This window comes from Pseudonocardia xishanensis (assembly GCF_039541715.1).
Classification (GTDB): domain Bacteria; phylum Actinomycetota; class Actinomycetes; order Mycobacteriales; family Pseudonocardiaceae; genus Pseudonocardia; species Pseudonocardia xishanensis.
Map to the genome: position 1 here is coordinate 41,804 of NZ_BAABGT010000122.1, position 12,914 is coordinate 54,717.

General features: G+C 72.2%; 10 protein-coding genes and 1 tRNA gene. 6 read left to right on the plus strand and 5 right to left on the minus strand.

All coding sequences use genetic code 11. The features are described from left to right. Positions 1 to 30 precede the first annotated feature (30 nt). Positions 31 to 2,085, plus strand: a complete 2,055-nt coding sequence (locus ABD993_RS34125) for an acyltransferase family protein (RefSeq protein ID WP_345427419.1) — start codon at positions 31 to 33, stop codon at positions 2,083 to 2,085. Here the strand turns inward: ABD993_RS34125 and ABD993_RS34130 are convergent. Next, positions 2,082 to 2,306, minus strand: a complete 225-nt coding sequence (locus tag ABD993_RS34130; protein WP_345427421.1) for an RNA-binding S4 domain-containing protein — start codon at positions 2,304 to 2,306, stop codon at positions 2,082 to 2,084. The two genes, ABD993_RS34125 and ABD993_RS34130, sit on opposite strands and share 4 nt — an antisense overlap. Before the next feature lie 87 nt (positions 2,307 to 2,393). Here ABD993_RS34130 and ABD993_RS34135 point away from each other — a divergent pair, with 87 nt between their 5' ends. The 3 genes from ABD993_RS34135 to katG all read left to right on the plus strand — a co-directional run bounded on the left by ABD993_RS34135 (position 2,394) and on the right by katG (position 5,922). Continuing rightward, positions 2,394 to 3,212 (plus strand): class II aldolase/adducin family protein, encoded by an 819-nt coding sequence (locus ABD993_RS34135; RefSeq protein ID WP_345427423.1) that lies wholly within the window; start codon positions 2,394 to 2,396, stop codon positions 3,210 to 3,212. Between the two features lie 63 nt (positions 3,213 to 3,275). Beyond that, entirely contained in the window at positions 3,276 to 3,725 is a 450-nt protein-coding gene (locus ABD993_RS34140) for a Fur family transcriptional regulator (RefSeq protein ID WP_345427425.1), read from the plus strand. Positions 3,726 to 3,750: 25 nt separating this feature from the next. Next, positions 3,751 to 5,922 (plus strand): catalase/peroxidase HPI, encoded by a 2,172-nt coding sequence (gene katG, locus ABD993_RS34145; RefSeq protein WP_345428604.1) that lies wholly within the window; start codon positions 3,751 to 3,753, stop codon positions 5,920 to 5,922. 193 nt (positions 5,923 to 6,115) lie between these two features. On the opposite strand, the gene ABD993_RS34150 is transcribed toward katG, so the two are convergent. Continuing rightward, the gene (locus tag ABD993_RS34150; RefSeq protein ID WP_345427427.1) at positions 6,116 to 6,829 is read right to left on the minus strand and encodes an SDR family NAD(P)-dependent oxidoreductase; all 714 of its coding nucleotides are present in this window, start codon (positions 6,827 to 6,829) and stop codon (positions 6,116 to 6,118) included. An 83-nt stretch (positions 6,830 to 6,912) separates the two neighbouring features. Between ABD993_RS34150 and ABD993_RS34155 the strand changes: the two genes are divergently transcribed. Next, a complete protein-coding gene (locus ABD993_RS34155) occupies positions 6,913 to 7,746 on the plus strand; it encodes a LysR family transcriptional regulator (RefSeq protein ID WP_345427429.1) in 834 nt (277 codons plus the stop codon). Between the two features lie 5 nt (positions 7,747 to 7,751). Here the strand turns inward: ABD993_RS34155 and ABD993_RS34160 are convergent, their stop codons facing one another. Further along, positions 7,752 to 8,690, minus strand: coding sequence for an NADP-dependent oxidoreductase (locus ABD993_RS34160; RefSeq protein ID WP_345427431.1), 939 nt, complete (start codon positions 8,688 to 8,690; stop codon positions 7,752 to 7,754). 50 nt (positions 8,691 to 8,740) lie between these two features. Here ABD993_RS34160 and ABD993_RS34165 point away from each other — a divergent pair, with 50 nt between their 5' ends. Next, positions 8,741 to 9,361, plus strand: coding sequence for a TetR/AcrR family transcriptional regulator (locus tag ABD993_RS34165; protein WP_345427433.1), 621 nt, complete (start codon positions 8,741 to 8,743; stop codon positions 9,359 to 9,361). A gap of 200 nt (positions 9,362 to 9,561) precedes the next feature. Here the strand turns inward: ABD993_RS34165 and ABD993_RS34170 are convergent. Together ABD993_RS34170 and ABD993_RS34175 are read right to left on the minus strand one after the other, a co-directional pair. Further along, a tRNA-Met gene (locus ABD993_RS34170) sits at positions 9,562 to 9,638 on the minus strand. Positions 9,639 to 9,884: 246 nt separating this feature from the next. Beyond that, positions 9,885 to 12,785: a UPF0182 family protein gene (locus tag ABD993_RS34175; RefSeq protein WP_345428606.1), complete on the minus strand. Its 2,901-nt coding sequence runs from the start codon at positions 12,783 to 12,785 to the stop codon at positions 9,885 to 9,887. Between the last annotated feature and the right edge of the window lie 129 nt (positions 12,786 to 12,914).

Here is a 12,914-nt window from a genome sequence, read left to right on the forward strand (position 1 = left end):
GATCGCGTCGGCACGTTCGAAAGGGACCGGATGGATCACTCGCGCCCCGGCCCTTCGGAGGAACCCGCCTCGGCCGTCGTCTCGCAGCAGACCCGCCGGTTCCGCCCCGAGCTGCAGGGCCTGCGTGCCTTCGCCGTCGCGCTGGTGGTCGTCTACCACGTGTGGTTCGGCCGGGTCTCCGGCGGCGTGGACGTCTTCTTCCTGATCTCCGGTTTCCTGCTCACCGGACAGCTCGTCCGCGCCGCGGGACGCGGCACCCTCCGTTTCGGCGCCCAGTGGGCCCGGCAGGCCGCGCGGCTCCTCCCCGCGGCGTTCACCGTGCTGCTCGGCGCGGTCGCGGCGGGGTGGCTGCTGCTGCCCGAGGCCCGATGGCAGCAGACCCTGCACGAGCTGTTCGCCTCCGCGTTCTTCGTCGAGAACTGGCGGCTGGCGGCGGACTCCGTCGACTACGCCGCGCAGCACAACACCCAGAGCCTGGTCCAGCACTTCTGGTCGCTGTCGATCCAGGTGCAGTTCTACGTCCTGTGGCCGCTGCTCGTGGCCCTGGTGGCGCTGATCGCCGGGGCGGCCCGGGACCGGCTGCGGCCCTACCTGCTGCTCGCCCTCGGCGGGTTGTTCGTCGCGTCGTTGACGTTCTCGGTGGCGCTCACGATCACCGACCAGCCCCTCGCCTACTTCCACTCGCTGACCCGACTCTGGGAGTTCGCGCTGGGCGGGCTGCTGGCTCTGACCATCGACGCGCTGGTGGTCTCGGCGCGGACCCGGGTGCTGCTCGGGTGGCTCGGCGTCGTGGGCCTGGTCGCCTGCGGGGCGGTCCTGCAGGTCGACGCCGTGTTCCCCGGCTTCGCCGCCCTCTGGCCGACCGGCGCCGCCTGCCTGGTGCTCGTCGCGGGCGCCACCGGCAGCCGCGTCGGCGTGGACCGGATCCTCGCGTCGCGGCCGCTGCGGTACCTGGGTGACCTCAGCTACGCCCTCTACCTGTGGCACTGGCCGGTCCTCATCCTCCTCCTGGTCACCCGGGACCAGGAGGCCGTGGGGCTGCGCGGGGGGCTGGCCGTCATCGCGGTGTCGGTGGTGCTGGCGGTACTCACCCACCACCTCGTCGAGGAGCCGATCCGGCGGGCCGCCCTCGGCGACCGGGCCCGCGCCCGGGGCGCGGCCGCGGGCCTGGTCGTGGTGCTGCTGGCCGCCGGGGCGTGGCAGTGGGAGACCACGAACCGGGCGAACAGCGGGCCCGCGGTCGTCGGGGACGAGTCCCATCCCGGCGCGATGGCGATGCGCTTCGGGTTCACCGACGCCGTCGACGAGGCCCCGCTGCTCCCGCCGCTGGTCACCGCCCAGGACGACTGGTCGCGCATCGAGTACTGGAACTGCGCGCCGCTGTCCCGGCTCCCGGAGAACTCCGCCTGCGTCCTGCCGCCCTTGGACCCGGCGGTGCCGCCGAGCAGGCGGATCGTGGTCGTCGGCGACTCGCACGCCCAGCAGTTCACCGCGGCCATGGTGCCGTGGGCGCACGCCCGCAACGTCGAGCTGACCGCGATCATCCACGGGGCCTGCCCGTACTCGACGGCCTCCGAGGTCTACCCCGGCGACCCGGCCTGCCTGAGCTTCAACGACGCGGTGGCGGGCGAGCTCGCGGACCGGCGCCCGGACGCCGTCGTCACGCTGGCCAGCCGGGACGTCACGACCGGGATGACCGAGACGACCCCGCCCGGGTTCGTCGACCGCTGGCGCGAGCTGGACGCGCTGGGCATCCCGGTGATCGCGCTACGGGACAACCCGCGCTTCGAGCCCGGCTTCCGCCCCGCGGACTGTCTGCAGCAGGCGGGCCGCGGCGCGGAGGCGTGCAGCCTGGAGCGGGCGGCGCTCTACGCCCCCACACCCCCCTGGGAGGAGGTCCCGGACCTGCCCCCGAACGTGTCCTTCCTGGACTACACCGACTACTTCTGCGGCCCGCAGACCTGCCCGGTGGAGATCGGCAACGTGCTGCTCTACCTGGACTTCAACCACATCACGGCGACGTACATGACGTCGCTGGCCCCGGTCGTCGGGGAGGACCTGGACCGGCTGGTCGGTACGGTCTAGACCGGCCGCGCCCGCCTGCCCTGCACCGCCACCACCTGGCCACGCCGCAGCTGGGCGCCGCGCCGGTTCTCCGGGCGCCCGTCGACCTCGACCTCGCCCGCCTCGACGAGCTCGCGGGCGTGGACGCCGTCCTCGGCGAGGCCGGCGAGCTTGAGGAACTGGCCGAGCCGGATGGGCTCGGACGCGATCGGGACGTCCAGGATCGGCGGGCGGACTGACATGGGGTGGATCGTCCCAGACGGCCGCCCCGCCCCGGGGCGCCGGGCGCAGGTGTTGACGGACGGCAGCGGCGGGCGCACCGTCGAGGAATGGTTGCGCCGACGACGTCCACCGCCGAGTCCATGTCCGCCTACGAGCCCACCCAGGAGGGCCTGCGGCTGCCGAAGCCCCCGGTCTTCGCGACCGTGGAGGAGGAGCGCGAGCACCGCAAGCAGCAGCTGGCGGGCGCCTTCCGGATCTTCGGCCGGTTCGGCTTCGGGGAGGGGATCGCCGGGCACATCACGGTGCGCGACCCCGAGCACGCGGACCGCTTCTGGGTGAACCCGTTCGGCATGTCGTTCCGGCACATCCGGGTCTCCGACCTGATCTGCGTGGACCACACCGGACGCGTGGTGCACGGGGACCGGCCGGTCAACCGGGCCGGGTTCGTCATCCACTCCGCGGTGCACCACGCCCGGCCGGACGTCGTCGCCGCGGCCCACGCGCACTCGGTCCACGGCAAGGCGTGGTCCTCGCTGGGCAGGCCGCTGGACCCGATCACGCAGGACGCCTGCGCGCTCTACGAGAACCACACGGTCGTCACGGACGGGGCGGGCGCCGTGGTCGTCGACCCGGAGAACGGCCGCAAGCTCGCCGAGGGCCTGGGCGACAACGCCATGTGCTTCCACCGCAACCACGGCATCTTCACGGTGGGCCTGACGGTCGCCGAGGCCGCGTGGTGGTTCATCAACACCGAGCGCAACTGTCAGGCGGCGCTGCTGGCGGAGGCCGCGGGCACCCCGACCCTCATCGACCCCGCCAACGCCCGCTTCACCCGGGAGCAGACGGGGACGCCGTTCGCGGGGTGGTTCGCCTTCCAGCCGCTCTGGGACGAGATCGTCCGGACCGACCCGGACCTGTTCGACTGAGCGGTGGTCTCACGCTGAGACGCTTTCTTGACTGGTTCCAGATTCTCCGACAGAGTGGCCGCCGTGCCGACGACCGCGGACCTCGAACACCTCCTGCGCGGAGCTGCGCTGCGTGTCACGCGGCCCCGCGTGGCGGTGTTGTCCGCCGTGCACGACCGACCGCACGCCGACACGGCCTCCATCCTCGGGGCCGTGCGGGAGTCCCTCGGTGAGGTGTCGCACCAGGCCGTCTACGACGTCCTGCGTGCGCTCACCTCGGCGGGACTGGTGCGCTGCATCCAGCCCAGCGGGTCCGTGGCCCGCTACGAGGCCCGCGTGGGGGACAACCACCACCACGTCGTGTGCCGGTCGTGCGGAGCGATCGCCGACGTCGACTGTGCCGTCGGCGCGACTCCCTGCCTCACCGCATCGGACGATCACGGTTTCGCGATCGACGAGGCCGAGGTCGTCTACTGGGGCCTGTGCCCCGCCTGCTCCCACCTGAGTGATCACGGAAGGAAGTCCGGTGTCTGAGGACCACACCACTGTCGAAAAGGGCATGAACGAGGCGGAGGCGGGCGGCTGCCCCGTCCACGCCGGGCGCCTCGCGCACCCCACGGAGAACGGTGGCAACACCGACTGGTGGCCCAACCAGCTCAACCTGAAGATCCTGCGCAAGCACCCGGCCGTCGCCAACCCGCTGGACGAGGACTTCGACTACGCGGCGGCGTTCGCGACCGTCGACCTCGACGAGCTGGCCGCGGACGTCGACGCGGTGCTGACCGACTCGAAGGACTGGTGGCCCGCGGACTTCGGCCACTACGGCCCCTTCATGATCCGCATGGCCTGGCACTCCGCGGGCACCTACCGCGTGGACGACGGCCGCGGCGGGGCGGGCGCGGGCATGCAGCGCTTCGCGCCGCTGAACAGCTGGCCGGACAACGGCAACCTGGACAAGGCCCGCCGTCTGCTGTGGCCGGTCAAGAAGAAGTGGGGCCAGAAGGTCTCCTGGGCCGACCTGATGATCTTCACGGGCAACCGCGCCCTGGAGACCATGGGCTTCACCACCTTCGGCTTCGCGGGTGGCCGCGCGGACGTGTGGGAGCCGGACGAGGACGTCTACTGGGGCCCGGAGCGCACCTGGCTGGGCGACGAGCGCTACACCGGTGACCGCGAGCTGGAGAAGCCGCTCGGCGCCGTCCAGATGGGTCTGATCTACGTCAACCCGGAGGGCCCCAACGCCAACCCGGACCCGATCGCGTCGGCGCGGGACATCCGCGAGACCTTCGGCCGGATGGCGATGAACGACGAGGAGACCGTCGCGCTGATCGCGGGCGGCCACACCTTCGGCAAGACCCACGGCGCGGCGAACCCGGACGTCGACGACAACGTCGGCCCCGAGCCCGAGGGTGCGCCCATCGAGCAGCAGGGCTTCGGCTGGAAGCAGGGCTTCGGCTCGGGCAAGGGCCACGACGTGATCACCTCGGGTCTCGAGGTCACCTGGACCACCACGCCCACGCAGTGGAGCAACAACTTCTTCGAGAACCTGTTCGGCTTCGAGTGGGAGCTCGAGCAGAGCCCCGCCGGTGCCAACCAGTGGGTCGCGAAGGACGCCGAGGCGATCATCCCCGGCCCGGAGGCGGGCGACCCGCCCCGCAAGCCCACGATGCTGACCACCGACCTCGCGCTGCGCTTCGACCCGATCTACGAGCAGATCTCACGGCGCTTCTTCGAGAACCCGGACCAGTTCGCGGACGCGTTCGCCCGCGCCTGGTACAAGCTCACCCACCGCGACATGGGCCCGATCCAGCGCTACATCGGCTCCCAGGTCCCGGCCGAGGAGCTGCTCTGGCAGGACCCGGTGCCCGCCCGCGGCGACTACACCCTGACCGACGCGCAGGTCGCCGAGCTCAAGAAGCTCATCCTCGACTCGGGTCTGACCGTCTCGCAGCTGGTGTCCACGGCGTGGGCCGCGGCCTCGTCGTTCCGCAGCAGCGACAAGCGCGGCGGCGCCAACGGCGGCCGCATCCGCCTCGAGCCGCAGCGCGGCTGGGAGGTCAACGACCCGGACGAGCTCGCCCAGGTCATCCGGGTCCTCGAGGGCATCCAGTCCTCGTACTCCGGCACCGTGTCGTTCGCCGACCTCGTCGTCCTCGGCGGCGTCGCGGCGGTCGAGAAGGCGGCGGCGGACGCGGGCACCCCGGTCACCGTCTCGTTCACGCCGGGCCGCACGGACGCCACCCAGGAGAAGACGGACGTCGAGTCCTTCTCCCACCTCGAGCCCACCGTGGACGGCTTCCGCAACTTCCGCGGCAAGGGCCACCGCCTGCCCGGCGAGTACCTGCTCGTGGACAAGGCGAACCTGCTGGGCGTCTCCGCGCCGGAGATGACCGTGCTGGTCGGCGGCCTGCGCGTGCTGGGCGCCAACTCCGGCGGGTCGAAGGCGGGCGTGTTCACCGACAGGGTCGGCACCCTGACCAACGACTTCTTCACGAACCTGCTCGACATGGACGTGACCTGGAGCTCGACCGGGGACGAGGACCTCTTCGAGGGCACCGTCGGCGGCGAGGTCAAGTACACGGGCACCCGCGCGGACCTGGTCTTCGGCTCGAACTCCGAGCTGCGGGCCCTCGCCGAGGTCTACGCGAGCGACGACGCCAAGGAGAAGTTCGTCGCGGACTTCGCCAAGGCCTTCGCCAAGGTGATGGACGCGGACCGCTTCGACGTCTGATCCCCTGACCGCCGACCGGGCCCCGAGGACTCGTCCTCGGGGCCCGGTCGCGTCTGCGGCTACCGCCTCAGGGTCGTCTCGAGCTCCAGGGCGGTCGGCGGCTCCGCGAGCAGCCCGCGGCGGCTCCCCGGCGCTTGCACGCTCCGGAGGGTCGGCGATGATCAGGAGCGCCCGTGCCACGGGGCTCATCGGGTCACCAGGGGATGGGGCCCGCGTCGTCGAAGTACCCGCCGGTGGGGCCGTCGTCGGGGAGGGTGGCGAGCCGGACCGCGATCGCCGCGCCCTGCTCGGGGGTGCGGTGGCCGCGGAAGCCGTTGAGGTCCGTGGCGACGAAGCCGGGGCAGGCCAGGTTGACCAGGATATTCGTGTCCTTCAGCTCCTTGGCGTACTGGACCATGATCCCGTTGAGGTAGGTCTTCGACGGCGAGTAGACCCCGGAGATCGGGCCCGTGTCGCCCGCGTCGGCGGTCTGCCTGCCCAGGGAGCCGACGCCGCTGGACATGGTCACGATCCGCGGGTGCGCCGAGCGGCGCAGCAGCGGCAGCATCGCGTTGGTCACCCGGATGACGCCGAGGACGTTGACCTCCAGCACCGCGCGGACGTTGTCCAGGTCCACGAGGGTGGGTTCCTGCGGCGTCGTGCCGGTGATCCCGGCGTTGTTGACCAGCACGTCCAGCCGGTCGAGCCCGGCGGCGGCCGCGGCGACACTCGCGTCGTCGGCCACGTCCAGCGGGACACCGAACGCGTCCACCCCCGCCGCCCGCAGCTTCTCGACGGCGGTCTCCCGGCGCGCGTCGTCCCGCGCGCCGACGCCGACCCGCCAGCCCAGCGCGCCCAGGCCCGCCGCGATCTCGTAGCCGATCCCCTTGTTCGCGCCGGTGACCAGCGCGGTCGTCTGTTCGCTCATGGGACCGAGCGTCGTCCTCCGACCCGGTTCCCGGCCAACACCGATCGGGTCGCAGGCGATACCCCGGCGGTATCGTCGAGGAGGTGGAGACGCGGGAGCTGCGGTACTTCGTCGCCGTCGCCGAGGAGCTGCACTTCGGGCGGGCGGCGCGGCGGCTCGGCATGGCGCAGCCGCCGCTGTCCCGCGCCATCGCGCAGCTCGAACGCAGGCTCGGGGTCACGCTGCTGGACCGCACCAGCCGCGGAGTGTCCCTCACGGCGGCGGGCGGGGTCCTGCTGCGGGAGGGGCGTGCCGCGATCGCGGCCGTCGAGGCGGCGGAGCGCCGGACCCGGCGGGCCGGGCCCGAACACGGCCTGGTCCTCGCGACGAAGGCGGCCGCCTCCGCCGAGCTGCTCGCCAAGCTGCTCGACCGCTACGCCGCCGAACCGGGCGCCGTGCCGGTCCAGGTGGAGCTGTGCGGGATCGCCGAACAGGGGCCCATGCTGCGGGACGGCCGCGCGGACGTCGCGCTGCTCCACCTGCCCTTCGACGACGTCAGCGGGTTCGACACCGAGACCCTGACCGTCGAGATCCAGGTCGCGATCGTCCCCGCAGGCCACGAGCTGACCACCCGCGCGGAGCTCACCCTGGCCGAGCTGGCCGGCTCGGACCTGCCGATGGCCCGCTGGCCGGACGGCGCGGGCTCCTACCGCCCCGGCCCGGGCCCCGAGGTGCGTGACCACGCCCAGCTGCTGCAGCTCATCGGCCTGGGCCGCGCCACGACGGTGCTGCCCGACTCCGTCCGCCAGAACCTGCGGGAGGGGCTCGCCGCGGTGCCGGTCGTGGACGCCCAGCGCGTGACCACCGTGATCGCCTGGCCCCCGCACAGCCGCTCGCGTGCCGTCGCCGATCTCGTGCGCACGGCGACAGCCCTCTGACCTGCTCAGACGGTCAGCACGATTCTCCCGCGAGCATGCCGGGTCTCGCTCAGCGCGTGCGCGGCGGCCGCCTGCTCCAGCGGGAACACCGCCGCGACCGGCACCCGCAGCCGCCCCCGTTCCGCGAGGTCGACCGCGATGCCCAGGCCGTGGACCGCCACCGGATCGGCCGCGCCGACCGCGTCGCCCCCGGCGGCGCCGTGGGAGAGGTGGACTCCGTGGGCGGGCGCGTCGAAGTCCGCGATCGTCACCACCCGCGTCGGGTCGCCCGCCAGCTCGACGAGCTCGGGCAGAGCGCCGCGCGCGCAGTCGAACACCGCGTCGATCCCGTCCGGGGCCAACGCGCGGACCCGCTCCGCCAACCCCGCCCCGTAGGTCGTCGGCTCGGCGCCCAGGGACCGCAGGAAGTCGTGGTTGTGCGCGCTCGCGGTGCCGACGACCCGCGCACCGCGGGCGAGCGCGAGCTGGACGGCGACGGCGCCCGTCTCCCCGGCCGCCCCCTGCACCAGCACCGTCTGCCCGGCGCGGACGCCGAGCCGGTCGAGGACCCGCGTACCGGTCTCCACGCTGCCCGCCGCACCGCCCGCCTCCTCCCACGACCAGCCCGCGGGCTTGCGCGCCCAGGCGGTCAGGACCGCGTACTCGGCGTTGGCGGCACGGCCGGTCGTCGAGGTCATGCCGAAGACCTCGTCCCCCGGACGGACGCCCTCGGCGCCCACGCCGACCTCGTCGACCACGCCCGCGGCGTCGAACCCGGTGAGGTAGGGGAACGCGGCCGGCACCATCGCGCGCATCGCCCCCGAGCGGAGGAGCGTCTCCCCCGGCGACAGCCCCGTGGCCCGGACCGCGACGCGCACCGTCCCGGCCCCCGCGTGCGGCTCCTCGACCTCCGCGACGTGCACGACCGAGGGCGGTCCGTACTCGGTGAACTGCACTGCTCTCATAGCGTCGGACGCTCACGGAACACCCCGTCCGTTTCGCTGAAGTGAGAGCGGTGACGAGCGAAGCGAGTCAGCGGTCGGACGCCCGGGACAACCGCGCCCGCATCCTGGCCGTCGCCCGCGCGGCGTTCGCGACCGACGGCCTGGACATCCCGATCCGGGAGATCGCCCGCCGCTCCGGGGTGGGCCCGGCGACAGTCTACCGGCACTTCCCGACCAAGCAGGCGTTGTTCGCCGCGGCCTTCGCCGAGTCGATGGACACCTGCGCCACGATCCTGGACGACGCCCTGGCCGAGCCCGACCCGTGGCGCGGGTTCTGCCTGATGATCGAGCGATTGCTCGCGCTGCACGCCCTCGACCGGGGCTTCTCCCGCGCCTTCACCTCGCGCCTGCCCGAGGTGGTCGACCACTTCGCCGCCGAGCGGGACCGGTCGCTGCGGCGGGTGCTCGACCTCGTCCGACGGGCGAAGGAGACCGGCGAGCTGCGAGCGGACGTCGTCCTCGAGGACGTGGTCCTGGCGCTGATGGCCAACGAGGGTATCCGGGCGGAGTCCCGCGAGGCGCGGCTGGCTGCCTCCCGCCGCTTCGCGGCCCTGATGATCCAGGCCTTCCGCGCCCAGCCCCGGGCCACCCCACTCCCACCCGTCGCCCGTCTGCCGGTCTCGGTGCGCTGACTGGTGAGCCGGCGATTCGCCAACCGGACAGGACGGTCGTGCTGCGCTCGGACCGGCTCACCCCGTCCGACCCGTCCGACGAGGTGCCGGCCGAGCTGCGGAGCCGACGGCCCTGACCGGCGGAGCCGACGGCCCTGACCGGCCGGGCGCTCCCGGACATGCAGAAGGCCCTCGGAGGGATCTCCGAGGGCCTTCTGCTGTGGTAGCGGGGGTAGGATTCGAACCTACGACCTCTGGGTTATGAGCCCAGCGAGCTACCGAGCTGCTCCACCCCGCGCTAGCGGCTGTCGTTTCCGTGTGCCGCTGTTCTTCTCTTGTGCCAGGAACATTACACGCCCGCGAACACCGCGTGCACGGGGGGTCCGATCCCGCTGCGGGCCTCTGACCTGCGGCGATGGCTCCGCAGTCCGGGCGACTCTCGATAATCCCAGGTCAGCGGGCTCCACAACGTCCGCAGTGTCCCTCCTCACAGACGACGACGGGCGGCCCCGGAGCCCGGGACCGCCCGTCGTCCGCACTGAGGCTAGCCGCCCGGCGCCGGTGCGGGCGCCGCGCTCTGTGCCTGCTGGAAGCGCTGCACCGCCGCGTCCAGCGCTGCGAGGGCTTGGCCCTGCGCCGCGAAGTCACCGCTCTGCTGCGCGGCCTTCAGCTGGGCGAACGCCTGGTTGATCTCGTTCGCCGCCTGGGTCGCGGCCGGGTTGGCGCCCCCGGTCGCCGGGGCCGTGGTGCTCGGGGTGGGCGCGCCGCCCTGGGTCGGGTTGGTGGCCGTGGCCCCCGCCCCCGGGCCGAACACCTGGTCCAGCGCGTTCGCCAGGCTCGCGTCGTACCCGACGCGGCCGCCGAAGCTCACCAGCACACGGGCCAGCTGCGGATAGGACGAGTCCTGCCCGGCCCGCTCGATGTAGACCGGCTCGACGTAGAGCAGCCCCCCGGCCACGGGCAGCGTGAGCAGGTTCCCGTAGTCGATCGTGGTCTGGTTCTGCCGCAACAGGTTCAGCTCACTGGACACTTCCGGCGAGCCCAGGAACTGCGCCTGGACCTGCTGGGGGCCGAGTGTCTGGGTATCCGCGGGCAACTGCAGCACGGTGATCTTGCCGTAGGTCGTCGGATCGGAGCTCGCCGACATGTAGGCCGCCATGAACTGGCGCCTCAGGCTCACCAGCGCGCTGGTGAGCTGGAAGCTCGCCTGGGGCTGGTTCGGCAACCCGGTCTGCAGGTAGTACGGCGGCTGCGCGTCCTGCGAGGCGCCCGTGTTGCCCTGGACCGTCGGGTCCGACGGGACGTCCCAGAACGACACGGTGGAGAAGAACTCGCCGGGGTTGCTCACGTGGTAGCGGGTCAGCAGCTCGCGCTGGACCTTGAACTGGTCCTCCGGGTACCGGAAGTGCGCGCGCAGCGAGTCGCTGATGTCCGAGGCCGGCTTGACCGTGCCCGGGAAGGTCTTCATCCACGTCCGCAGCACGGGGTCGGACTCGTCGAACGCGTAGAGCGTGACGGTGCCGTCGTACGCGTCCACCGTGGCCTTGACCGAGTTCCGCAGGTAGCTGATGTTCTCGTTCGGCAGCCGCTGGCCCTGCAGGCCGACCTGGCTGTCCTGCGTGGTGTCCCCGAGGGGCACCTGCTCCGCGTACGGGTAGTGCTGCAGGGTGGTGTAGCCGTCCACGATCCACTGGATGCGCCCGTCGACGACCGCGGGGTACGGGTCGTTGTCCGGGGTGAGCCAGGGCGCGACCTTCTCGACGCGGTCCCGCGGGTCCCGGTTGTACATGATCCGCGAGCTGTCGTTGATCGAGCTGTTGAACAGGATGTTCCGCTCGCCGTAGTAGAGCGAGAAGATCCCCCGGTTGAACAGGTTGCCCAGCGGGACACCGCCGGAGCCGCTGTAGGTGAACTGCTGCGCGTCCGTGTCGTACTCGCGGGGCGCCTCGCCCTGCTCGGCGCCGACGATCGAGTAGTCCGTGATCAGCTCGCCGTAGTAGATCCGCGGCTGCGAGACCGGGATCGCGCCCTCGGTCGTGGTGTCGCTGACCGTGAAGTTCGGCAGGCCGCCCTGGCCGCCGGTGTCCTCGAGCGCGGCGTTGACCTGGTTGGCCGGGGCCGCGACGAACCCGTTGCCGTGGGTGTAGACGAGGTGTCGGTTGATCCAGTCCTGCTGGTTGCCGACGAGCGCGCCCGAGTCCAGCTCGCGGGCCGCGACCACGTAGTCCTGCTGCTGCCCGTTCACCGTGTACCGGTCGATGTCCAGCTTCTCCGGGAAGCCGTAGAAGTTCCGGCGCTGCTGGAGCTGGGTGAAGGTCTTGTTGAGCTTGCCCGGGTCCAGCAGGCGGATGTTGGGGATCGTCTGCGTGTCCCCGCGGATCTCGGCCGAGGTGGCCGTCGACGTACCGGAGTACTGCTCGATCGACACCTTGTCGTCGGTCAGCCCGAAGGCCGCCCGGGTGGCGGCGATGTTGCGCTCGATCGAGGGGGCCTCGCGCTCGTTGGCGTTCGGCGCCACGACGAACTGCTGCAGCACCGCGGGCCAGGCCGCGCCGACCAGCACGCTGGAGAGCACCAGCAGGACCACCGCGATCGCGGGCAGCTGCAGGTTCCGGCGGAACACCGCCGCGAAGAAGGCCGCCGCGCAGATCACCGAGATGACCAGCAGGATCAGCTTCGCGGGCATGACGGCGTTGAGGTCGGTGTAGGTGGCGCCGTAGAAGTTCTGGTTCCGGTCCGAGTACAGCAGCTCGTAGCGGTCCAGGTAGTAGGCGACCGCCTTGAGCAGCACGAACAGCCCGGCGAGGATCGCCAGCTGGGCGCGCGCGGCGGCCGAGACCTGCCCGGAGCGGCCGCTGAGCCGGATCCCGCCGAAGACGTAGTGCGCGATCAGCGACACCACGAACCCGACGGCCACCGCCACGAACAGCCAGTCCAGCAGCAGCCGCAGGAACGGCAGGGTGAACGCGTAGAACGAGATGTCGTTGCCGAACTCGGCGTCCGTCTGCCCGAACGGCGTGGCGTTGAGGAACATCTGGACGGTCTGCCAGTCGCCCTGCGCGGCGAGGCCGCCGATGATCCCGACGAGCACCGGGATGCCGATGCCGAAGATCTTCAGCCGGGAGATGACGACGGTCCGGTACCGCGCGATCGGGTCCTCCGGCCCGGCGACCGGCACGAACACCGGCCGGAACCGGTAGGCCAGCCACATGGTCAGCCAGACGGTGCCGCCGAGCAGCAGGCCGCCGACGACGAACTGGATGATCCGCGTGACGAGCACGGTGCCGAAGACGCCGCGGAACCCGGTCTCGCCGAACCACAGCCAGTCGACGTAGAAGTCGACCAGCCGGGAACCACCCAGCAGGACGACCACCAGCACCGCCGCCGCGATGAGCAGGATCCGCGTGCGGCGGGACAACGACGGCGCTCCCGCCGGGGGCCGCATGGCCACTGGGCACTCCTCCAGGGTCGGTACTGGTGGGACAACTCTACGGACGGGGTGTGGAGTTCCCGTGTGCAGCACGTGGCCCGCGTCGACGAGTGACGCCGCAGGCCCCGGACTCGCGCGGTTCGT

What these genes read in the sequence shown, in the direction of transcription:
- ABD993_RS34125 (WP_345427419.1), top strand. Translation starts at nt 31, where the DNA reads ATGGATCACTCGCGCCCCGGCCCTTCGGAGGAACCCGCCTCGGCCGTC.
- ABD993_RS34130 (WP_345427421.1), bottom strand. Translation starts at nt 2,306, where the DNA reads ATGTCAGTCCGCCCGCCGATCCTGGACGTCCCGATCGCGTCCGAGCCC.
- ABD993_RS34135 (WP_345427423.1), top strand. Translation starts at nt 2,394, where the DNA reads ATGGTTGCGCCGACGACGTCCACCGCCGAGTCCATGTCCGCCTACGAG.
- katG (WP_345428604.1), top strand. Translation starts at nt 3,751, where the DNA reads ATGAACGAGGCGGAGGCGGGCGGCTGCCCCGTCCACGCCGGGCGCCTC.
- ABD993_RS34150 (WP_345427427.1), bottom strand. Translation starts at nt 6,829, where the DNA reads ATGAGCGAACAGACGACCGCGCTGGTCACCGGCGCGAACAAGGGGATC.
- ABD993_RS34160 (WP_345427431.1), bottom strand. Translation starts at nt 8,690, where the DNA reads ATGAGAGCAGTGCAGTTCACCGAGTACGGACCGCCCTCGGTCGTGCAC.
- ABD993_RS34175 (WP_345428606.1), bottom strand. Translation starts at nt 12,785, where the DNA reads ATGCGGCCCCCGGCGGGAGCGCCGTCGTTGTCCCGCCGCACGCGGATC.